This window comes from Streptomyces sp. NPDC002566, from assembly GCF_042889585.1.
Taxonomy (GTDB): Bacteria; Actinomycetota; Actinomycetes; order Streptomycetales; family Streptomycetaceae; genus Streptomyces.
Window position 1 is genome coordinate 462,777 of record NZ_JBIARD010000001.1, and the last position, 22,253, is coordinate 485,029.

General features: G+C 74.6%; 15 protein-coding genes. 5 read left to right on the plus strand and 10 right to left on the minus strand.

Annotated elements, in window-relative coordinates; translation table 11 throughout:
- Nucleotides 1–23: 23 nt before the first annotated feature.
- From ACFYXA_RS01910 to ACFYXA_RS01925, 4 genes are read right to left on the minus strand one after another with little or no spacing between them, the layout of a single operon-like run.
- Nucleotides 24–1,514: a hypothetical protein gene (locus ACFYXA_RS01910; protein ID WP_389027448.1), complete on the minus strand. Its 1,491-nt coding sequence runs from the start codon at nt 1,512–1,514 to the stop codon at nt 24–26.
- A complete protein-coding gene (locus tag ACFYXA_RS01915; protein ID WP_389027450.1) occupies nt 1,511–3,154 on the minus strand; it encodes a hypothetical protein in 1,644 nt (547 codons plus the stop codon). The genes ACFYXA_RS01910 and ACFYXA_RS01915 overlap by 4 nt, the downstream gene beginning before the upstream one ends.
- A gap of 19 nt (nt 3,155–3,173) precedes the next feature.
- Nucleotides 3,174–4,205, minus strand: coding sequence for a hypothetical protein (locus ACFYXA_RS01920; protein ID WP_389027452.1), 1,032 nt, complete (start codon nt 4,203–4,205; stop codon nt 3,174–3,176).
- Nucleotides 4,202–7,057, minus strand: a complete 2,856-nt coding sequence (locus ACFYXA_RS01925) for an AAA family ATPase (RefSeq protein ID WP_389027454.1) — start codon at nt 7,055–7,057, stop codon at nt 4,202–4,204. The genes ACFYXA_RS01920 and ACFYXA_RS01925 overlap by 4 nt, the downstream gene beginning before the upstream one ends.
- Before the next feature lie 205 nt (nt 7,058–7,262).
- Between ACFYXA_RS01925 and ACFYXA_RS01930 the strand changes: the two genes are divergently transcribed.
- Nucleotides 7,263–8,798 carry a helix-turn-helix domain-containing protein gene (locus ACFYXA_RS01930; protein ID WP_389027456.1) on the plus strand — a complete coding sequence of 512 codons (1,536 nt, stop codon included), beginning with the start codon at nt 7,263–7,265 and terminating at the stop codon, nt 8,796–8,798.
- Between the two features lie 292 nt (nt 8,799–9,090).
- Here ACFYXA_RS01930 and ACFYXA_RS01935 read toward each other — a convergent pair whose 3' ends face one another.
- Genes ACFYXA_RS01935 through ACFYXA_RS01945 form a run of 3 tightly spaced genes read right to left on the minus strand, consistent with a single transcriptional unit; the run spans nt 9,091 to nt 12,936 of the window.
- Entirely contained in the window at nt 9,091–9,999 is a 909-nt protein-coding gene (locus ACFYXA_RS01935) for a PaaX family transcriptional regulator C-terminal domain-containing protein (RefSeq protein ID WP_389027458.1), read from the minus strand.
- 52 nt (nt 10,000–10,051) lie between these two features.
- Complete coding sequence (locus tag ACFYXA_RS01940; protein WP_389027460.1) at nt 10,052–11,581, minus strand: hypothetical protein; 1,530 nt, start codon at nt 11,579–11,581, stop codon at nt 10,052–10,054.
- The gene (locus tag ACFYXA_RS01945) at nt 11,578–12,936 is read right to left on the minus strand and encodes an MFS transporter (RefSeq protein ID WP_389027462.1); all 1,359 of its coding nucleotides are present in this window, start codon (nt 12,934–12,936) and stop codon (nt 11,578–11,580) included. The genes ACFYXA_RS01940 and ACFYXA_RS01945 overlap by 4 nt, the downstream gene beginning before the upstream one ends.
- Nucleotides 12,937–13,111: 175 nt before the next feature.
- Here ACFYXA_RS01945 and ACFYXA_RS01950 point away from each other — a divergent pair, with 175 nt between their 5' ends.
- Complete coding sequence (locus tag ACFYXA_RS01950; RefSeq protein WP_389027464.1) at nt 13,112–14,218, plus strand: winged helix DNA-binding domain-containing protein; 1,107 nt, start codon at nt 13,112–13,114, stop codon at nt 14,216–14,218.
- 120 nt (nt 14,219–14,338) lie between these two features.
- Here the strand turns inward: ACFYXA_RS01950 and ACFYXA_RS01955 are convergent, their stop codons facing one another.
- Nucleotides 14,339–15,130 carry a serine protease gene (locus tag ACFYXA_RS01955; protein ID WP_352249353.1) on the minus strand — a complete coding sequence of 264 codons (792 nt, stop codon included), beginning with the start codon at nt 15,128–15,130 and terminating at the stop codon, nt 14,339–14,341.
- Between the two features lie 294 nt (nt 15,131–15,424).
- Nucleotides 15,425–18,241, minus strand: coding sequence for an AAA family ATPase (locus tag ACFYXA_RS01960; RefSeq protein ID WP_389027467.1), 2,817 nt, complete (start codon nt 18,239–18,241; stop codon nt 15,425–15,427).
- 434 nt (nt 18,242–18,675) lie between these two features.
- Between ACFYXA_RS01960 and ACFYXA_RS01965 the strand changes: the two genes are divergently transcribed.
- A complete protein-coding gene (locus ACFYXA_RS01965; RefSeq protein WP_389027469.1) occupies nt 18,676–20,346 on the plus strand; it encodes an AMP-binding protein in 1,671 nt (556 codons plus the stop codon).
- 51 nt (nt 20,347–20,397) lie between these two features.
- On the opposite strand, the gene ACFYXA_RS01970 is transcribed toward ACFYXA_RS01965, so the two are convergent.
- The gene (locus ACFYXA_RS01970) at nt 20,398–21,162 is read right to left on the minus strand and encodes a hypothetical protein (RefSeq protein WP_389027471.1); all 765 of its coding nucleotides are present in this window, start codon (nt 21,160–21,162) and stop codon (nt 20,398–20,400) included.
- Between the two features lie 319 nt (nt 21,163–21,481).
- Between ACFYXA_RS01970 and ACFYXA_RS01975 the strand changes: the two genes are divergently transcribed.
- Nucleotides 21,482–21,733, plus strand: coding sequence for a hypothetical protein (locus tag ACFYXA_RS01975; RefSeq protein WP_165430327.1), 252 nt, complete (start codon nt 21,482–21,484; stop codon nt 21,731–21,733).
- Entirely contained in the window at nt 21,730–22,098 is a 369-nt protein-coding gene (locus ACFYXA_RS01980) for a helix-turn-helix domain-containing protein (protein ID WP_389027473.1), read from the plus strand. Before ACFYXA_RS01975 ends, ACFYXA_RS01980 begins: the two co-directional genes overlap by 4 nt.
- Nucleotides 22,099–22,253: the final 155 nt, after the last annotated feature.

The window sequence follows — 22,253 nt, forward strand, 5'->3', positions numbered from 1 at the left end:
CCCTGCTCGCCGCCCGGCCGGGCTCAGGTCGACGTCAGACCGAAGTCCGGCCGGACGGCCAGCCATTCGGCCACGGTGGGCCGCCAGGTGGCGTCCCGCAGTCGCGGCACGTACAGGTCGCCCGCGTCGCCCTCCCGGTTGCCGGCGCGGGCCGCCTCGCGGACGGCCGCGGCGCGCTCCGGGAGCCGGGCGGCCGGCGCGCCCAGGGAGACCGCGGTGTCGGCGGCCGCCAGGACGAGCGTCCACATCCGGGTCCCCAGCGGGTCCGGGCCTGCGCCCGCGGCGTCCTCGTCGAGGCTCTGCGCGGTCCGCGCGGCGGACTGCGCCCACTCCCGCAGTGCGTCGCCGTCGCGGGCGGCCCAGTGCCGGCGCAGGGCGGTGAGCCGGCGCACCGCCCGCCGCTCGTGCGCGGCCCGCACGGCGGCCCGGCCGAGGCGAGGGCGGGACACCATCGACGCGTCGAACACGTCGACCACGATGTCCGCCGCGTCGAGGGCGTCCGCCGCCGGACTCAGCACCGCCTCACCGTGCAGCGTCGTCCCGCCCGGCTCCCACGGCCCGGCCAGCCGGCCGAGCGCCACGGGCAGCGGCAGTTCGGGGTGGTAGGCGCGAAAGCCCAGCCCGTCCGCGCGGACGGTCCGTGACGCGGCCTCCACCTCCACCTGGAGCACCCGGGAGCCGTCCGGGCCCGGCGCGGTGGACCAGCGCACCGTGTTCTCCGCCGCGTTCAGCACGTGCGCGGGCACCTGCTCCCAGTCGACGCTGCCCAGCCGCTCTCCGCCGCGCCCGGCGGACTCGGTGCGGAAGGCGGCCAGAACCGTTTCCTCGGAGGCCGCCATCCGCTGCCCCGACTCCCGCAGGGTCACCTCCTCCCGGGCGAGCTCCAGCAGCCGGGCGTGGTGTTCGTGGCCGTCGAGCAGACACGCGGCGGCCAGCACCGAGTCCATGACGGCCTCCGCCACCAGCCCGTCCGACACCTGCTCGGGCGACCGGCGCCGCAGCCGTCCGGCCAGCGCCGACAGGCGTCCGGCCGAGCCGGCCAGGCAGGCCCTCGCCTGCCCCGGCGCGTCCGGCACCAGCCCGTCCAGGTCCCACAGCAGGCCGCCGGTCTCCAGGTCGATGAGCGCCGGGTCGAGGCGCTCCGGCGACCAGACGCCGAGCCAGCGCGTCGTCGCCAGCCGGGCCACGGACGTGTGCCGCGGCCCGGGCGTCCATGCGACGACGGCCGAGCGGACGGTGGCGTCCACCGGGTCCTGTCGGGACACCGATCCCTCGCGCGCCCCGGCGAGCGCCTCGCGGGCCGCGTCCAGGGCGTGCGCGCCGTAGACGTCCTCCAGCCAGCCCGCCGCCTCGTCGAGGTAGTCCACCTCGGCGTAGGGGGGCGCGTCCGGCGCGAACGGGTCGACGCACAGCATCCCGCCGGCCAGGGCCAGCGGCGCGTGGAACGGCCGCGCCGACGGCCGGGGGCCGAGCCGGACGGTGCCGACCGTGTCGATGCGTACGGTCAGGGTCATTGTCCTTCTCCTGAGTCGTCGTCAGGGCGGTCGTCGGGGGAGTGGAGGCGCCGGATCACTTCCCGGGCCTCGGCGGCGGTGGGGCGGACGGGCAGCTCGGCTCCGTCCGGGAGGGACGCCGTGCAGTCGTCCAGGGCCCGCGACCACCAGTCGCGGACGGCCTCCTGGTCGGAGGAGGTGAGGAACCAGCGCGTCAGCCCGAAGGCGTCCGCGTGCCCCGCGAGGTCGCCGTGGGCGATGCGGTCGTTGAACACGGAGACCACGACGGCGCCGACGTCCAGGAAGGAGACGGCGTCATCCTCCGGCCCGCCCGTCGCACGGGCCGACGGACCGCCTTCGGCGAGGGGGACGATCCGGGGTTCGTCCGGGTGAGCGTCCCGCTTGCCGGTCTCGCGGACGAAGGACCGGATCGCGCTGTTGAGCAGCCCGAAGTACCCCTCCGGGGTGAACGACTCCCCGCGCACGTCGGGGGTGTGCAGCCGGGGCCACAACCGGGGGACCACATGGAACTGCGGGTCCTGCAGCCGCAGCCGGGCCGGGGACTGCCGGCCGCCGGGCCGGCGCTCGCTGTAGGCGAAGAGGTCCTTGTCGAGGACCTGCGCGATCAGCTTCTCCATCCGGCGCGAGAGGCGGCGGCCGGTGCCGGCGCGCGGCGGTGTCCGCTCGTCGATGGTGGAGGTGTTGACCGCGTACGCCAGGTGGACGCCGAGCGCGAAGGCCGCCCGCCGGTCGTCCGACCCCAGCCCCAGCGGCAGGCCCATCCGTTCCGCCTCCCGGCGGGCGAGGTCCCGGGTGGTACTCGCGCGGAACTCCTCGCTCGCCTTCTCGGGCTGCCGGAACACCGCGGAGCCCAGCCGCTGGCGCAGCGACCTGTCCAGAGGGAGCGGCAGGGGCTCGCCCCGCCCCCGCCGCCGCCCGTCCACGGTGGGCTTCGCGGGCACGGGGGCCGCCGACATCCCCGACCGGGCCGGATCGTCCGACAGGCGTTCCCAGGGGCGGGTCTTGACGTACGCCTCCCAGAGCCCGTTCAGGTCGCAGGTGACGTCGGAGTCCAACAGGTCGTCCAGCGCGCGGCGTTGGGCCGCGTCCATCGGACGGTGGGGGCGGGCCGGCCGGGGCGTCCAGTTCAGGGAGACGACCTCGTCCAGCTCCGCGACCGCGGCCGCGTCCCCGAGCAGCGTGTCCAGCGCCGCGTAGGCCGGCGGCCGGGAGTCGGGGCCCCGGCCGAAGTGCTCCTCGACCACCCGGTCGCACTCCTCGCGGGACGGCGGACGGTTCCCGGTCCACCGGACGACCCACCCGTACAGCTTGTCCTCGTGCTCTGCGATCGGCACCCCGGCCCGGGCGAACGCCTCCCGCAGCCCGGTCGCGACCGGCCCGTCCGCGAGCACCTCGGGCAGCAGCCCGGCCACCGCCTCGGCCACCTGGTCCAACTCCCGCTGCTCCCACGTCCTTGCGCGCAGGACCGCCCCCAGCTCCGGGTGCTCCCCGCGCACCCGGGGCGTCAAGTAGGCGCGTGCCAGGCGTGAGTTGACCAGACCGTCACGTGTGAGCGCGCTCAGCGGATGGATCCCTTGCCGTGCCTCCTGCGGCAGGCGCAGCCAGCCCCGGGTCAGCGCCTCCGCCATCGTTTCCGGCATGTCCTCCCCGTCCTCTCCTTCAGCCCAGTTCGTCGCGTGCGAGCGCGTCCTCCGCGAGGGCCCGCAGGGCCCGTACGGTGGTGCGCAGATCGTTGAGGTACTTCGTCGGGGTGAACGTCTGGCGCAGGGCGGGCGCCCGGTCCGGCACGTCGCCGCCGATGGTCTCCACCTCCACGTCGTACGGCAGCGCGAGCATCCGGACGGCCGTGAAGTGCTGCATGGGCGCGTAGATGGGCGTGGTCACCAGCAGCAGCCGCGCACCCGGCTTCAGCGAGGTCATCCGTTCGGCGAAGAAGGCGTACGTCTCGCCGGTGTGGGCCCGCCACTTCGGGTTCTCGGACGGCGCCGCGGCCACCCGCACGGACAGCCCGTCGCCCCTGCGGTAGTGACGGATGCCCCAGGTCAGACCGGGCAGCTTCACCGGGTCGGGGGACTCCTCGCCCTCGACGTGTTCGGGGTCGCCGAGCCCGAACGCCAGCCGGGTGCCGAGGTCGAGCGCCTGGTACTCGTTCTTGAGGTCGGGGTGCCCGAGCCGCTCGGAGATCGCGGACTCCCGCTCGTCCGGGTTTTCGACGCTCCCGTCGGACGCCTCGAAGTCGCGGTAACCGCCGAGGGCGGTGACGGCGCCGGCGCTCACCACACCGTCGTCGACGAGCCGGGCGGCGTAGGCCGGGCGGTTGAAGCAGGCGCGGACGAGACCGCCCAGCATCAGCACATGGTCGTACTCGCGGTGCCGGGGCGGGAGTTCGTCGCACAGGCCGAGCGCGGTGACGGCGGCCAGGGTGGTGTCGGCCTGGTCGGGGGTCATCGGCAGTTCGTCGGCCGTGTTGCGCTCCTGGTCCTCCAGGCGCGTGCTGACGGTGGCGGTGAACTCGTAGAGCCGGTCGATGCGTTCCGTCAGGGTGGCCGCGGGGCCGGACAGCCCGTCCGGGTCGCCGTGGAAGGCGGCGACCAGCGCCCGCATGGCGTCGGAGGCCAGATAGGCGTCGATGTCGGAGATCAGGTCCTTGCCGCTGCCGGGCAGCGTGGGCCGGGGGAAGCGCGTGCTCATGAGGGTTCCTTTTCCTGGGCGGACTGCTGGGCGGGGATGCCCGGCAGGCTGGGGGGTTCGGGCGCGGGACGGACGGTGAACCGGCCGTCGGCGGACTCGCGCCGGTAGGTCGTGTACAGCTTCTCGGAGGCCGCGCCGGCCGTCTCCCGGGCGTGCGCGGCCGGTTGACGGGCGTCGAGGCGGGCGAGGGCGGTCTTGGCGAGGATGTCGAGGCTCTTCATCACGTTGAGCTCGATGGGGATCGCGAGGCTCTGGCGCACCTCCAGCGCCTCGTGCGCGAAGCGCAGGGCGTAGGTGAGGAAGGTGACGCGCTGGGCCGGTCCGACGTCCTGGAGGACGGCGCGGTAGAAGTTCACCAGTGCCAGCCCGTTGACACAGGTGATCACCTCCTCCAGATGCCGTGTGCCGTACCGGTGTTCACGCAGGGTCAGCACCGCCTGGTAGTGCTCCTCCGCCGCGTCGAGGTGACGCTGCGGCGGAAGGTCGGGGTCGACCTGGGCCAGGGAGACCTCCAGACCGGCGAGGTTGAAGCGACCGCGGTCCGTGTCGGGCGAGTCCTCGCCGGTGAGCAGCTCCCGCTCGGCGGCACTGTTGCGCAGGAGGACCTCGGCCTCGCGCAGCAGGGCCAGCCGCTGTCCCGCGGTGAGGCCGTCCGTGTTCGCCTTCCTGCGGATCAGCAGGCCGTGCATGGCCTCGGCGCGGGACGCGGCCAGTTGCTCGTCGCGGCCGGCGCCCGGGACGTCGCACAGCTTCCGCGCCTCGATCGCCCAGCCGATCGCGTCGTCGACGGTGCCCCACGGCGATCGGCCCGGGGTGCGGTGCACGACCCGTGCCTTGCCGCGCAGGCAGTCGGAGCGCATGATCCGCAACTCCGCGTCGGTGTCCGCCTCGTGGTGCGCGACCCGTTCGAGGGCCTTCTGGAAGCACTCGGTCGCCGCCGCCGGATCCTGGCGTTCCACGAGCACACCGAGCGCGTGCAGGCTGCGGAAGGCGTCCAGGTCCGCCGGCTGGTGCGTCAACAGGTCGGCGACCGAGCCGACTTGGCGGGGGTCCAGGACCAGGTCGAAGGGCGTGGAAAGACCGGCCCGCCGGGCGCCGGCGGGCTGCCTCGCGCTGGTCGCGGTGAAGAAGTTCCGGTGGACACCGCCGACCAGTGCGGCGGTGTCGGCCGCGTTCCACCGCAGGCCGTGCTCGCGCACGGCGTGCTGGAAGAGCCGGTGCATGGTCGCCAGGCCGCCGGTGAACTCGATCAGTCCCAGCGCGCGCAGCCGCTCCAGACCGGCGCGCACCTCTTCGGGCCGTGCCCCGGCCCCGCTCGCCTCGTCGCGTACCGCCAGGGTGAGCAGTTCGGGGGAGAGGCCGGAGGGCGGCAGCCACGCCATGACCGTGGCCAGCCGGCGCTCGATGAGGGCGGGGTCGTGCAGAGGGCCGGCCGGGGCTCCCGCGTCGGCCGCACGCACCACCGTCGACCAGATGGCCGCCGGCACCTGACCGGGGGCGGCGGGACGGTCGGCGGGGTGCCTCCACCACGCCCGGCCGGTCGCCTGGAGCAGCCGCGCGCTGGCTTCGAGCAGCAGGGGGCGACCGGCGAGGAGTTCCGTGGGCGCGTCCGCCACGTCCAGGACGTGCGGGAGGTCGTCGGCGTCCAGCTCGGGGACTTCCTTGCCGCAGGCGTTCCGTAAGGCGGGATGCCTCTCCGGGTCGGCCCACTTGGCGTTGGTGGTGGTGACGACCACGAGCTGGCCGGGCCGGCCGGGCCTGGGCAGGCGCAGCTCGGTGGGGTCGACGTCGACGTTGTCCAGGACGACCACCCAGGGACCGTTGGCGTCGGCGAGCCGCTCCATGGCCAGCGCGGCGAACACGGCGCGGTCGTAGTCGTCCAGCGCGTCGCCGCCGAGCCCCCGCTCCTCGGTCTCCGCGTCGCCGAGGGAGGCGGTCAGCGTCCGCTGGTCGAAGGCGTCGAGGAACCATCCGCATCCCTCGTCCGCGCCGGCCGCGAGCCGGTGGGCGACCATGCTCTTGCCGATGCCCTGCGGGCCGTGCAGCACCACCGTGCCGCCGCGTGCCGCGAGGTCCCGCAGCTCCGCCATGAACTTGTCCCGCCCGGGGAAGTCGACGAACTGCGGCCGGGCCGGCAGCCGCCGGTAGATCACCGGCCTCGACTCGTCGCGCACCAGCGGGAGTTCGGCCACGTCCTCGCCGCCCTCCGCGTGCAGGGCGACGACGTCGACCATGCGGACGTCGTCCTGCCCGGACTCCAGCCGGCGCGCCCCGCTCGCGCACGCCTCGGCGAAGGTCGGGTCCTCGCCCCGGCAGGCGCCGACCACGTCGATCGCCGTGCCGGCCCTGAGCCGCAGCCCTTCGCCGTAGGCGAGGAAGACGCCCCGGTCGTGGTCGTGCCAGGACGTCACCGGGGGCTCGGACAGCTGTCCCGGAGTGGCGTCGGGGTCCGTGTGCACCAGGAGGAGGGCGTGGTCGCCCAGGACGGTCACGTAGGGCCTCAGGCCGGCCGCCTCGCACATCGCGGCGAACATCAGGACCAGGTCGAGGCAGGTGCCGGAGCTGCGGTCGATCAGGTGCGGGTCGCGGACCCGCTGGTGGGTCCCGGCGCTCCAGGCCTGGTTGTACGGGATCCGCTTGTGACGGAGGCGCTCGTAGAGCCGCTTCAGCAACTCCTGCGGATCCCCACGCCACTTGTGCGCCTCGTGCTCCACGAGGTCGAGGCCGGTGAGCGCCGGGACGCTCACGTAGCGGGCCAGGCGGCGGTACCCGCCCAGGACGCTTCCCGGGTGGAACGGCGGCCACTTGGTCACCGTCGGGACGTCGTCCGGCGGCTTCGCACTGGTCGGCATGGATCCCCCCGGGGGCTTCTCCGGCGTCATCTTGCACTCCCTCCTCCGTCCCCAGACGCGGGTCGCGCTCGGCCCGGCGCCGGCGGGAACGGATGTCCCGGGGTCAGATTCGCGCAGCGTCGAGACGTTCCGCCCGCCCGATCCGTACGTTCGTGTCACCATTTCCGTACGGGGAGTGACGGGACGGAGGGGCCGAGGGGGGCCGATGACCTACAGCCGGGAAGAACGGGAGCGGGTGAGAACGGCGTTGGAGGGATGCCGGGCCGCCTCGGTGGCGCAGGGACGGCCCGGCGGCGACAGCGCGCTCGCCAACGCCCTCGGGTACAAGGCGGAGACGGTGCGCAAGTACATGCTGGGCGAGCGCATGCCGCCGCCCCGCTTCGTGCGGGCGCTGGCGGAGCTCGCCGGGGTGAGTCCGGCGCGGGTGTTCGCGGACATCGGCTGGCTGCCCCGCGGCGAGGCGCCGTCCCCGGCCGCCTACGAACCGCCGCCCGAACTGGTGGCGGCGCTGTCCGCGATCAGCGGCATCGAGGCGTACGTACGAGGGTTCACGCAGGCCAGGCTGCCCGCGCCGCTGCGGGCCGCGGCCGCGCTGTGCGGCGACCGGCGGGCCGCGGCGCGCTTCCGGGTCGGCCTGTCGCACCTCGTCTCGGGCCGGGAGTACCCCGTGTCCACGGCGCTGGTGGGCGAGTTCCGGCTCGCCAGCGGGGCCGAGGCGCTGCCCTGGCGGGAGCTGGCCGAACGGGCGCTCCGCGCGGGCCCTTCGGCCGCCCGGCTGCCGGACGGCGCCGCCGTGGACGACGGTGACGGTGAACACGCCCGTGTCAGGGCCGAGTTGGGGATCGTCGTCTCCGAGGCCCTGCGTGCGGCGGGGGAGTTCAGCTGGCAGGGCGAGCCCGGCACCTCGCTGTGGGCGTCGGCGGCCGCCGAGTGGCCGGGGCATCTCCTCGTGCAGAACTGCCTGGTCGATCTGCACCGGCAGGCCGCCTACCCGTGGCGGGGCGTCGACCAGCGGCCGTTGGTGGTGGTCGGCGCCGTCTGGTCGGCCGCGCTCACCGCCGCCCTGGTCGCCGACGCGCTCGGCTGGGAGTACGTGCCGGTCAGCTCGGCCACCGAGGTGGACGGCGGCCGGGTCGTGCAGGGCGACCCCCTGGACCGCAGGTCGGGCCGGCTGCGCGGCTGGGCGGTGACGGCACGTCATATCGCGGAGCGGGTCCGGCTCCAGGAGAACTGGCCCGCGGTCGTCCTGGTCAAGCCGTACGTGTTCGCCGAGGAGGGCCACTACGGGCACGTCATGGCGGACCTGCTGCGGGAGACCGGCGCGCGAGTGGTGTACGTCCGCCCCTCGCACCGGCACCTCGACTGGTGGGCCGCCCGCCGGGACCTCACCTCGGTCCGGGGAACGCCGGGGGAGGTGTGGCGGGCCGGCATCGACCGCGCCCTGGAGCGCGTCGAGGACGTCCTGCACGCCCGGCGCGGCGGTCGCGGGCTGCCCGTGGGCGGCGACCTCCTGCTGACGCTGCCCGATCCGCCCCGCGCCCTCCCGGCGGCGGACCCGCGGCTCCCCGCCCATCTGGTGGACCATCAGTTCCGTTGCGCCTGGCGGGTACTGGAGTGGCTCGACGAGAGCGCCAACCGTGGACGCCCCTCCCTCTTCGGCGAGTTGCGCCCCTCGCACCTGACGGACCACGCGAGCCGGCTGCGGGAGGACCGCGCGGTGCGGGCGCTGCGGTCCTGGTGAATGCGGCTGACGGTCCGTCAGCAGTTCGGTATCAGCGCGTCGTCGGCGTCCTCGGGGCCGACGACGCGGGCGAGCGGACGAGGGTCGGGCGGGCTGAGACGGATCACGGCGGATACCTCCCGGGTCGGCGGGTGGGTCGGTCGACCGCCTGCGACTTTAGGGGGCATGCCGGACACCGGGTGGGTGGATTGCGGAGGTATACGGGGAGTGCAAGAAATGCGGCACATGGGGGCATCCTCTGACGGGCGTTGACCGAGGAAGGCCGTACCGCCGGGTTCACTCGTCCGCCCGCCTACCGCATCGGAGTCGTCTCCAGCAGGGCGCGGGCCGTCCGCCGGGCCGGCGATGCGGTCTGGTCGGCGACGCGGCGGAAGGTCTCCTGGGCCGGGCCGGCCGGCCAGGCGCGGGGGAGGTGCACGGCGGGCAGCCGGGGGTCGGTGCGGATCGTCCCCAGCCATTCGCTGACCAGCCGCAGCCTCGTCGCGATGGGATCGTCCCCCGAGCCGGCCCCCAGGTGGGCGGTCCAGCGTTTGTCGAAGGTGACGTAACGGGCGGCGATGCTCTCCAGGTCCCAGGTGTCGCGCACCATCAGCTCGATGTCGGTGGCCGTGTCGGCCCGGGCGTGGAAGATCTTGACGTGGTCGGTCAGCCCCAGCTCCGCGACGACGGCGGACACGTCGACGTCCCCCGGCGCGATCCACAGCCCGCTGTACAGTGCGCCGAACCCGGACCAGGCGAGCCGGGAGCGCAGGTCGTGGCGCTGCCGCTTCCAGGAGTCGGGCAGCGAGAAGCCGAGCAGGGTCCAGGAACCGTCCCAGTCGTCGTTGACCGCGCCCTGCTGCCAGATGCGCACCCGGCCGTCCTCCAGGACGCGCACCGCCTGCGGGGTGAGCCCGAAGTACATCCTGCGGCCCTCGCGCTGCCGGCACAGCAGCCCCCGGTTGACCATGCGCGTCAGCGTGGAGCGCACGGCCTGCTCGCCCACCCCGACCCGGCCGAGGACGTCGATGATGCTCCCCGAGTAGACGCACAACTGCCCCTCGTCCAGCACGTGGTTGCCGAAGAAGGTCAGCATGAGCGACTGGGGGCGCGGCGCGGGGGCGTCCGGGGCGTCACCGCCCGCGCCGCCGCTGCCGCCGTCCGTGCTGTCGTCGTGCGTGCTGTCGTCGTGCGTGGTGTCCAGGATGTCGTCGTCCTCCACGGGGGAAAGGGTACGGCCGTCCGCCGACGGCCCGGCGGACGGCCGTACGGGGTCAGGGGCGGTCGGCGGGATGCGCAAGGTCGTACGGCCGCGGGTACGGGGCGGGGCCGTACCGGACGTAGCGGGAGGGAGTCGTGGGATCGGCCGACGCCGCACGGGAGTTGAGGGCGTCGGGGCCGGCGCCGCGCCATGCGCCGGTGGCGATGCGGTCCTCCAGCGCGTGCAGGGCGGCGAGCTGCTCGGCGGGGCTGAAGGTGCAGTGGCCGGGGGCGTCGGTGTACGCCTGCCGCAGGAGCGGGGTCGTACCGGCGGCGGTGACCGCGCGGAGCAGGGCGCTCTCCGTCTGGACGGGGACGAGGGCGTCGCCCACGGTGTGGACGGACAGCTGCGGCTTGGTCAGCCGGCCGGTGAAGGAGCTGGTGCGGCTCATCCAGGCGAGAGCGGCCCGGTCGGCGCCGATCCGCGGGGCGTGGTCGAGCGTGGCGAGGTCGGCCTTCAGCGACAGCCCGGCCTTCCGGTACAGCGCGGTGACCTCGTCGCGGACGGAGGACCGGCCGAGGAGCCGCGCGTAGTCGACGCCGGTGTTCCACGACATGTTGCCGCCGGCCCTGGCCTCGGCCTCCTGCCGCCAGTTGAAGGCGGCGACCTTGACCAGGCCCTTGACGGCCTCGTACTGGTTGGCCTGCTGGGCGTCCAGGTCGGCGGGGGCCGGCCGGGGCTGGCCGGGCTGGTTCCACACCGGGATGTTGTGCAGGGCGGCGGCCAGCGCGATCCGGGCCCGCCCCGCGGCCGTGGACTGCGCCGAGTCGACCGCGGTGGCCAGGGCGTCGGCCGCGGCGGTTGCGGTGCTCTGATCGGGCAGGCCGGTCAGGGGGATCCGGGAGCCGGGCGCGAGGAGCGTCTTGAGGGCGAACACCGGGTCGAGGGTGTTGTTCCAGTTGGCCACCCCGCCGTGGACCAGACCGCACAGGGACAGCGAGCCGTCGATCCGGGCGCCGTGCCGTTCGGCGAGGGCGGTGGTGACCAGACCGCCGTACGACGTGCCCCAGGCGATCGTGCGGCGGGCCGCGCCGAAGCGGTCGGCGAACGCGGAAAGGGTGGCGATCTGGTCGGGGACCGCGTCGGTCACCGCCCAGCCGGTGGTGGCGTAGGAGGAACCGATGAGCGCGTACCCCTTGCCCAGCAGAAGGGAGTCCGTGGCCCCGTCGGGTCCGTTGCGGGCCGGGTTGGGCGCGCCGGAGGGGGTGTAGCCGTGGCTGTAGAGCAGCACGGTGCCGTTCCAGGTCGCGGGCACGTCCATGACGTACATGGCCCCCGAGGGCAGCCGGCCCTCGACGTGACTGGCGCCCGCCTGGACGGCGCCGGTGGTGGCCGTCGCGCCCGGCGCGGGCACAGCGGCGACCGCCAGTACGGACGCGGCGGCGCAGGCGGCGCGGCGGACGGACCGGCGGAGCGCGCCGGGGCCGGCGGCCCGGCGGTGGCGCCCGAGGGCGGCCCGGTGCGGGCGGGCGCCCTTACGGGGAGTTCCCTGAAGGGGGATGCGGGTGCCCCGGGGGTTCTCGGCGGCGGCGTCCGTCGTCATGCCGTGACCTCTTCCGTGTGGGCTGCGGCGGGCCGTCCGGCGGCCTCGGTGAGGGAGTCCTTGCTGGTCTCGCGGACGAACAGCACGGTCAGCGCGGTGATCGCGGCGCCGCCGCAGAGCAGCAGGGCGACGGGCGTGCTGTCGCCGCTCGCGGCCACCAGGCTGCCGGCGATCATGGGGGAGAAGCCGGCGCCGACCAGGGTGGCGCCCTGGTAGCCGAGGGAGGCGCCGGTGTAGCGGACCCGGGTGCCGAACATCTCGGTGAGCAGGGCGCCCAGCGGCCCGTACATCGTCGACTGGGCGACGCCGTGGCCGAGGGCGACGGCGAGGATCAGCAGCCCGGGCGACCCGGAGTCGACCAGCGCCAGCACGGGGAAGGCGAGCGCGGCCGAGGCGACGGCCCCGGCCAGGACGACCGGGCGGCGGCCGACCCGGTCGGACAGCGCGGAGGCGCAGGGCAGGACGACGAGCGCGACGCAGGCGGACACCGTGAGCGCGGTGAGGACCTGCGGGCGGGCGTAGCCGATGCCGGTGGCGTACGCGATCATGTAGCTGGTCAGCAGCGACTGGGCGGTGAACGCGCCGATGCCGACGCAGCAGGCCAGCAGCAGCGGGCGCGGCCGGCGCAGCACGTCGAGGACCGGCAGCCGCGCCTCGGCGCGGTCCTTCCTCACCTCGGCGAACAGCGGACTCTCCACCACCCGCAGCCGCACGAACAGCCCGACGCCGAGCAGGACCACGCTCAGCAGGAACGGCACACGCCAGCCCCACGCCGCGAACTCCTCCCGGGGCAGGGCGACCACGAGGGTGACGACGGCGGTCGACAGCAGGGAGCCGAGCGGGGCTCCCATCTGCGTGAAACTCGACCACAGCCCGCGCCGCCGCTCCCCGGCGTGCTCGACGACCATCAGCGTGGCCCCGCCCCACTCGCCGCCGATGGCGATGCCCTGGACCACCCGCAGGGCGATCAGCAGCACCGGCGCCCAGACGCCGATCGTGTCGTAGGTGGGGAGCAGGCCGATGAGGAAGCTGGCGCCGCCCATCAGGCCCATGGTGAGCAGCAGCATCGACTTGCGGCCCAGCCGGTCGCCGAAGTGGCCGAAGAGGACGCCGCCGAGCGGCCGGGCGACATAGCCGGCGGCGAAGGTGCCGAACGCGGCGACCGTGCCGACGGCGGGATCGGCGCCGGGGAAGAACAGTTCGCCGAAGACGAGCGCGGCGACGGTGCCGTAGACGAGGAAGTCGTAGAACTCGACGGCCGTGCCGAGCAGGCCGGAGAGGGCGACCCGGCGCAGCTGCCGGGTCTGTTCGGGGGTCCTGGACGGTGATGCGGATGCGACGGGGGACGAAGGCATCGCGGTCTCCCTTGACCGGGGGAAGGACACCGCGAAAGTAGGCGCAGATGTGACCGCAGTCAACGAAGTGCACAACATTGGCCGGCGTGGGACCACCGCCGGGCGGGCTGATCGGCGTCATGCCGATGTTCGGTCCCGCAGTCACAGCCCCACCGCGCCCGCTACCGTGCCCGGCATGACGAAGACGACGGCCCCCGCCCCCGTGCTCGGCGTGCGCGCGCTCAACCGGGCGACCCTCGGCCGGCAGCTCCTGCTGAGCCGCTCCCGGCTCACGCCCGAGGCGGCCGTCGCCCACCTCGTCGGACTGCAGGCGCAGAACGTCAGGCCGCCGTACCACGCCCTCGCCGCCCGCCTCGACGGCTTCGCGCCCGAGGCCCTCTCGACGCTCATGGCGGACCGTCAGGTCGCCCGGATGGTCACCCTGCGCTCGACCCTGCACACCCACACCGCCGACGACTGCCTCACCCTGCGCCCGCTGGTGCAGCCCGCCCGGGAGCGGGAACTGACCGCGTTCCGCGCCGGCCTCGCCGGCGTCGACCTCGGGCGGCTCGCCGCACTCGCCCGAGACCTCGTCGAGGCCGAGCCGCGCACCATGGGGCGACTGCGCGAAGAACTCGGCGCGCGGTGGCCGGACGCCGACCCGCAGTCCCTGGCGGTCGCCGCCCGCTGCATGCTTCCCCTGGTGCAGGTCACCCCGCGCGGGCTGTGGGGACGGTCCGGTCAGGTCGCCCTCACCACCGCCGAGCACTGGCTGGGCCGCCCCGCCGAACCCGCGCCGCCGGTCGACGACGTCGTCCTGCGCTACCTCGCCGCCTTCGGCCCGGCCTCCGTCAAGGACATGCAGACCTGGGCCGGCCTCACCCGGCTGCGCGAGGCCTTCGAGCGCCTCCGCCCGCGGCTCCTCGCCTTCCGCGACGAGCACGGCGTCGAACTCTTCGACCTCCCCGACGTCCCCCGCCCCGACCCGGACACCCCCGCCCCGCCCCGCTTCCTCCCCGAGTTCGACAACCTGCTCCTGTCCCACGCCGACCGCACCCGCGTCGTCCCGGCCCCCTACCGGGGCCGCACCTGGCAGGGCAACCAGGCCCACCGCACGTTCCTCGTCGACGGCTTCGTGGCCGGAGTGTGGCGACTCGAACCGGACGCCCTCGTCATCGAACCGTTCGCCGACCTGGACAGGGCCCGGCGCGAGGAGGTGGCGGCGGAAGCGGAGCACATGCTCGCGTGCCTGTACGCGGAGACGCCGTACGACATCCGGTTCACGACCGTCGCACGGCGCTGACCCTCACAGGGCGCCCCCCGGCACCCGTCGGGCATGGAGAGGGGGCGCTGCGGGCCGCTCGTGGAGGCCCGCAACGCCCCCCGGTCTTGTCCCCGAGCCGGGCTCGGGGAGCGCTCGGGGCTAGGAGTTGACCTGTGCGGTCACCAGGCTGGAGAAGGTGGTCAGCCGGGTGTAGACACCCGGGTAACCCGCCTGGGCACAGCCCTCGCCCCAAGAAGTGATCCCTGCCAGGACGCCCCCGATGAGCAGGGGACCGCCGCTGTCGCCCTGGCAGGTGTCTACGCCGCCGGAGGTGTATCCGGCGCACACCATGTCGCTCGCGACGAAGTCGGAGCCGTACGAACTGCCGCAGCTGGCGTCGGACACGATCGGGACGGTCGCGGTCCGCAGCTGGTTGGAGGAGCTGCCGTTCGAAGAGGTGGTTCCCCAGCCGAGGATGCGCGCGGTGGTGCCCGCCGCGTACACACCGGTCTGGGTGGAGGAGACGTACGACGCCGTGGTGTACGGCATCGACGTCGCGAGGGTCAGCACGGCCACGTCGTCGCCGTCGGTGGCGTCCGTGTAGCTCGGGTTGATCCAGATCTTGCTGACCCGGCTGACCGTGCCGTTGGTCCCGTTGAGGTACGTCCGGCCGCCGACCACCCGCACGCTGCTCGTGGTCTCGCCGACCATGCAGTGGGCCGCGGTGACCACCTTGGTCGGGGAGACGAGCGTGCCGCCGCAGAACTGGTTCTGCGAGGCGTCCGTGATCTGCATCATGAACGGGTAGGCCGTCGTGGTGGTGGTCGTGCCGCCGACGATGGGCTGCGGCGCGGCGACAGCGGTGGGGGCGCCGATCAACGCGGTCGCGGCAGCCGCCGCGGTAGCCGCGACGACAGCCGCGGTCTTCTTGGCACGGGTGAGCCCGAACATGGATCTCCTTGCGTGGGGAGGTGGCCGGTGGGGGACGCGCGGGTGTGGGGGTTGCACGGGGTCGGGGTCCCCCCACTCGAGCGAAGCCGAGAGTGGGGGCGGGACCGGCCCCGTGTGCCCGGGCGAGCGGCACGTCCCTTACGCTAGGGCTCGGGGTTCACCCTCCCCAATGAGGGAACCCCCTAAGGGAGTTGGGGCAGGGAAAACCCTCGGTCGCCTCGGCGGACCGCACACGGGAGACCACGGGGGCCGGTACCGGTCTTTCGACAGCAGGCAGTAAAACCCGCGGATCCCTTACTTGGCGTGGTGCCCCGCCGCCAGCCGGACGATGTCCACCCGGGAGCGGATCCCCAGCTTGCGGTAGACCCGGGTCAGCGTCGCCTCCACCGTCTTGACGCTGATGAACAGCCGCGCGGCGATCTCCCGGTTGGTGGCGCCCTCCATGACCAGCGCCGCCACCTGACGCTCCATCGAGGCCAGCCCCTCCATCGCGTCGGCCGCGGGCGCCGGCACGGGCGCGGCGGCCGCCTCGGCCGACCCCTCCGCGGCGGCGGCCTCCACCTGCCGCAGCCACGGCAGCGCCCGGCACCGCCGGAACAGCCGCGCCGCCTCCTCGTACGACGTCGGCCCCGGCCGCCGGGTGCGCAGCCGCGCCAGCTCGAACGCCGCCCGCGCCTCCTCCAGCCCGTACCCCAGCTTGGCCAGCCGGTCCTGAACGGACGTCAGCCGGGCCAGCGCCCCCTCCTGGTCGCCCCGCGCCGCCCGCACCAGCGCCTCCGCCCGGTCCAGCACCGCGAGGACGCTCTCCCGGCCCAGCCGCAGCGCGTGCTCCCGGGCGACGTCGATGACGTCCTGCGCCTCGCCCGGCTCACCGACGCGGACCAGGGCCTCGGCCAGGTCGCCCTGCCAGCGGCCGCGCGCCGGGTCGGTGATGCCCAGCCCCTGCTCCAGCTCCCGCACCCGGCGCAGACTGCCCACCGCGCCCGCCGCGTCCCCGGCGACCAACTGGGCGTAGCCCAGGGCGGCCAGAGCCCGCGACAGATACATCTGGTCGCCGTCCTCCTCGGCCCGGTCCACCGCCTCCCGGGCCAGCGCCAGCGCCTGGCCGACGTCCCCGCCGGACGCCTCCGCGAGGGAGGCGAGCATGGCGGAGGCGCCCAGCCCGATTCCGGAGTCCCGGGCCAGCCGCAGACTCTCCCGGGCCAGGTCCAGGGCGCGCCCGCAGTGCCCGGAGCGCAGCTCGATGTCGGCCAGGAACCGCTGGAAGTGCACCTCGCTCTCGACCATGCCCCGCCGGCGCACCTCGCGCAGCAGCGCGCTGATCGTCGCCCGGGCCTCGGGCAGCTGGTCGCTCATCAGCAGCCAGCGGTACCTGGCCATGCCGACGCCGTTGTGATGGCACGTCACATACGGGTCCTGAGGCTCTTTCAGGGCCCGCTTGATGGTGACGGGCGCGTTCGGATGCCCCATGAGGATCTCCGTCGACGCCTGGAGGGCGAGCGCCATCAGCTCGTTGCGCCGGTCCTCGCCGCGCGCGGCCAGCTCCGCGGCGTGCGCCGCCTGCCGGCGGGCCTCGGCGAAGTCCCCCTGGACGACCAGACCGCGCCAGGCGAGCTGGTAGTGCACCTGGGCGAGCAGCACCGGGTCGTCGCCCGCGTCGGAGAGCGCCTGCGGGTAGACGGTGTCGACGTCGCCCAGCGCCTGCCCGGCGGCCTCGATCACCACCATCCAGGCGCGGACCCGCTCGGCGGGCGCCGAGGCGCGGGTCAGCACCTCGTGGGCGATGTCCCGGGCGAGGTCCACCTCCCCGGCGGTGATCGCGTCCTCCGCGGCCTGCAGCCGGCGGTCGTCCGGGGCGGGCGTGCCGTGCGGCGGGGTGTGCCGGGCCGCGAGCAGCCCGAGCGAGGCGGCCACCGAGGGCGCGCCGCGGTCCCGGGCCATCGAGGCGGCCCCCGCGAGCCGCGCGGCCACGCCCGGGTCGGTGCCGGTCGTGGACAGCGCGAGGTGCCGGGCCCGCTCGATCGGGTCGGAGGCCGCCGTGGACAGCGCGGCGTGCGCGGCCCGGCGTTCCTGCGCGGGCGCCTCGGCGTACAGCGCGGCCGAGATCAGCGGATGCGCGAACCGTACGGCCGGCCCGTCGGGTTCCGTCGCCAGCAGGCCGAGCGCGGCGGCCTGGGCGGTCTCCGCCTCGGCGTTCTCCCGGCCGGCCGCCTGGAGCAGGGCGAGCGTGGGGCGGGCGCCCGCGCTGGCGACGAGCAGGGTGCGGCGGGCCTCGCCGGAGAGCATGTCGAGCCGGCTGAGCACCAGGTCGCGCAGCGAGGTCGGCACCGGCAGCGGCTCGCCGGGGCGCGGCGGGGTCGGGTTCTCGCCGAGTGCGCGGCCGAGCTCCAGCGCGAACAGCGGGTTGCCGCCGCTCGTGCGGTGGATCTCCCGCATCGTGGAGCGCGGCAGGTCGGTGTAGCCGCGGTGGTCGAGCAGGGCGGACACCTGGGCGCGGGAGAGCGGGTTCAGCCGGACGGCGAGGGTGTCGGGCGGGGACGCGCGTAGATGGCGGTCGTACTCCTGCCCCTCGGTCCGCACCGCGCACAGCAGCTGCACGGGGGTGTCGCCCAGGCGGCGGGCGGCGAAGCCGAGGAGTTCGGCGCTGGCGGAGTCCAGCCACTGGAGGTCGTCGGCGACGAGCAGCACGGGCCCGGCGGCGGCGAGGGCGCGCAGCGCCGACAGCACGGCCAGGCGCAGGGCGAGGCCGTCGCGTTGCAGGGTCGACTCGCCGCGGCCGGTGAGCGCCGCCTCCAGGGCCGTGAGCTGGGCGGCGGGCAGCTTGTCGGACACCTCGCCGAGGACCAGTCCGAAGAGGTCGGCCAGCGCGAGGAAGGGAAGGTGCGATTCGGACTCGGTCGCCGAGCAGCGCAGGACGGTGCGGGCGGAGTCGCCGTAATCCGCGGCCAGTGCCCGCAGCACGGTCGACTTGCCTATTCCGGCCGGGCCGTGCAGCAGCACACTGCCGCCGCCGGTCAGCTGGGCGCGGGCGGCCGCGACCAGTTCCTCCCGTCCGATGACCAGGTCGGGGCGGCATCTGGCAGGCTCCTGGAAGTCCCGTCGCACGGTCACCGCTCCCCTCCCGTGTATCGTGTTCGGGCCAAATTCTAGGCAACATCCCGTTGAAATCCCGGCGGACTCCTTGGTGAGGGATATAACAGCGGGAAGCATGGGGAAATTCAACGAACCGGCCGTTGAATGGCCACTCGTCGCCCGGAGCCGTCCCTGGCCGGAACGGACCCCTCCGCCGAGCCGCCGGTCTTTCGCCCGTCCGGCCCTTCCCGGGGCGGCCCCGCCCTCCGCGCGGACCTCCCCGCCTTGTGCCGGCGGCCCCTCCTTTCCGAGGTGATCCCCGTGCGGGGGTGGTGCACCCGCATCACGGATTACACGATGACAGAGAGCCGCCCGGCAATGGTCCGGCGCCGGCCCGTGCGCTTCACCGGGCGCGCGGCCGCCGCCCGGGGCCCGACGGGGCCGCGCGGCAGGCAGAGCGAGACGGAGGACGCATGACGACGGCGACGGAGCGGTTCCGTACGGCGCGGGACTTCCTGCTGCGACACCGCGAGGACTACGCCACGGCCTACGCGGGCTTCGAGTGGCCCCGGTTCGAGCACTTCAACTGGGCACTCGACTGGTTCGACGCCATCGCGGACGGCAACGACCGGACCGCCCTGCACATCGTCGAGGAGGACGGCGCCGAGGTCCGGCTCTCCTTCGCCGAGCTGTCCGAACGCTCCGACCGGCTCGCCAACCTGCTGCGCGAGCGCGGCGTCGCAGCCGGCGACCGCATCCTGGTGATGCTCGGCAACCAGGCCGAACTGTGGGAGACCGCCCTCGCCGCGATGAAGCTGCGCGCCGTCGTCATCCCCGCGACCCCGCTGCTCGGCCCCGCCGACCTGCGCGACCGCGTCGAGCGCGGCGAGGTCCGGCACGTCGTCGTCCGCGCCGAGGACGCCGGCAAGTTCGACGAGGTCCCCGGCGACTACACGCGCACCGCCGTGGGCGGCGTGCCCGAGGGCTGGCAGCCGTACGAGGACGCCTACGCAGCTTCCGCCGAGTTCCTGCCCGACGGCCCGACCCTGGCCGACGACACCCTGATGCTGTACTTCACCTCGGGGACGACCGCCCGCCCCAAGCTCGTCGAGCACACGCACGTGTCGTACCCGGTCGGGCACCTCGCCACCATGTACTGGATCGGCCTGCGGCCCGGCGACGTCCACCTCAACATCTCCTCACCCGGCTGGGCCAAGCACGCCTGGTCCAACCTGTTCGCCCCGTGGAACGCCGAGGCGACCGTCTTCATCCACAACTACACCCGCTTCGACCCGGCCCGGCTGATGGCCGAGATGGACCGCGCGGGCGTGACGACGTTCTGTGCCCCGCCGACCGTGTGGCGCATGCTCATCCAGGCCGACCTGACCGCGCTGCGCACCCCGCCCCGCGAGATCGCGGCCGCCGGGGAACCGCTCAACCCCGAGGTGATCGAGCAGGTCCGGCGGGCCTGGGGCGTCACCGTCCGGGACGGCTTCGGCCAGACGGAGACGGCCGTGCAGATCGCCAACAGCCCCGGACAGCCCCTGAAGACCGGCTCCATGGGCCGCCCCAGCCCCGGCTACCGGGTGGAACTGCTGGACCCGGTGACCGGCGCGCCCGGCGCCCGGGAGGGCGAGATCGCCCTCGACCTGTCGGCGCGGCCGGTCGGCCTGATGACCGGCTACCACGGCGACGACGACCGTACGGCGGAGGCGATGGCGGGCGGCTACTACCGCACCGGCGACATCGGCGAACGCGACGAATCCGGATACATCACCTATGTCGGCAGGAGCGACGACGTCTTCAAGGCCTCCGACTACAAGATCAGTCCCTTCGAGCTGGAGAGCGCCCTGCTGGAGCACGAGGCCGTCGCCGAGGCGGCCGTGGTCCCCGCGCCGGACGAGCTGCGGCTGGCCGTGCCCAAGGCGTACGTCGTCCTGGCGGAGGGCTGGGAACCCGGCCCCGACACCGCGAAGGTGCTGTTCGAGCACTCCCGCGAGGTCCTCGCCCCCTACAAGCGCCTGCGCCGGCTGGAGTTCGCGCCGCTGCCCAAGACCGTCTCGGGCAAGATCCGCCGCGTCGAGCTCCGCGAGGCCACGGCGGCCGGGTCGGCGGGGGAGTACCGGGAGGAGGACTTCCGGTGAGTCCTCGCGCGTGAGCGGGCGGCGGAGCCGGGCCGGCGCGGCCGTGCCGGCTCAGCCGCCGCCCTGTGCGTCGAGCGCGCCGGCGACCGCGTTGACCGGCCGGGGTCTGCCCGTGAGGTCCATGACGAACAGGGGCACGGCGAGGGAGTCGGCGCGGGCGTGGGCGTCGGGGGTGTAACCGGAGAGGGAGAAGTACACGCACTCCGAGGACTCCGTCATGGCCGTCAGCCACAGGCACTCGACGTCTCGCAGGGAGGCCGGGGCCGCCTTGGGGTCGACCTGCGCCAGCAGCCCCCGGGTGGCGAGACCTATGCCCGAGGTCGGGCGCTGGTCGGCCCGGCGGACCTCCGGGTAGCCCAGCCAGTCCAGGTACAGGGCGGTCGCGGTGACCGCGTCCCGGGCCGTGCGTATGGCGACGGGGCGGAAGGGGCGGGGGCGGGGCGGGGAGGTGGATATGGGGCCGGGCGGCGCGGCGGCCGCGAGGTCCGGCGCCGGCCGCGGGCTCGCCGTCTCCCGCCGGGGCGGCGCAGTCGCCGCCCCCTCACCGTCGTCCGTCTCCGCGCTCACCGGGATGAGCAGCACCGTGCCGCAGGCGCACCCCAGCTCCGGTCGCGGCCACTGGTCATGGCGGCCGCAGGCCGCGCAGCGCACGGTGACCCACTCCTCCTCCCACGCGCGGTGGGCGACGGCCGTCACCTTCGCGCGGTGGTCGAGGCGCGGGGCGACCGGGGCGCCGCACGCGCACGGGTAGGTCGGCGCGGAGTAGAGACGCTCGCGTCGGCAGGCCGGGCAACTCACCGGCACGCTCTCGAACATGGCCCCCATGGTCCTCCATCGCCCCCCGCTTGTCCGTCCGTTGGCGAAGGTCGGAAATAGACCGGAGAAAGCGGGGCCGAAAGCCCGGCGCGTGCTCGAAGATCGAACGCCCGCTTCACGAGGTGCGGGGTCCGCCGCCCCCGTGCCGGCGGACCCCGCAGGACCACAATGTGCCCTGCGCCAGGCGCGGTTGAAGCCCACGGGCCATGTTCAGAGGTTCATTTGAGGTTGACGCGGGCTCCCGGCCGCGCCGGACGGAGGTGCCCCCTGCCGGGGAGGACGCCCGGCGGGAAACCGCCTCGCGCGTTAGGTTGAGCGCGTGCGATTGAGACTGGAGTTCACCACCGAGCCCTTCGACCTCGACGAGGCGCCCGCGCACGCGCTGGTCGCCCGCGAGGTGATCGAGTCGGCCGACCTGGACGCCGTGGACGTCGGCCCGTTCGGCAACACCGCCGAAGGCGACGCCGACGCCGTGCTCGCCGCCGTGGACGCCGTGCTGCGCCGCACCCTCGGCTCGGGCGCCACCCGGATCTCCCTCCAGCTCAACGTGGTCGGGGAGGACGGGAAGTGACCCGCGCCGGGGACGAGGCCTTCGTCGCGGCCGTCAAGCCGTTGGTCGACGCGATGGGCGGAGAGCTGCTCCCGCCGGACGAGGCTGGCCCCGACGACGTGGTGCTCTCCTGGGAGGGGGAGCGGGCCGTCGCCGTACGGCTGCCGCAGCTCGCCGACTCCCTGGACCACATCCTGGCCGCCATGGAGCGCGAGCGGGGCAGGCCGCTCGCCGACCTCGACCGCAAGGCCAAGCAGGAGGTCGTACGGATACTCGAGGCGCGCGGCGCGTTCTCCGTGCGGCACGGCGTGGAGACCGTGGCCGGCGCGCTCGGGGTGAGCCGGTTCACCGTCTACAACTACCTCAACCGCGAGAAGAGCGGCTGAGCGGCGGCGGGGTCGCCACCCGCTGCGGGGGAGGCGTGACCCGTCGGCGGGGAGCCGTAACGCGGATTTTTCAACAAAGTGTTGACGCCGGGGACCGGTGGGGCGTTAGCTGGCCCCAGCCCGGTCAGTACGCAGTCCCCTCAGCACGCAGGCCG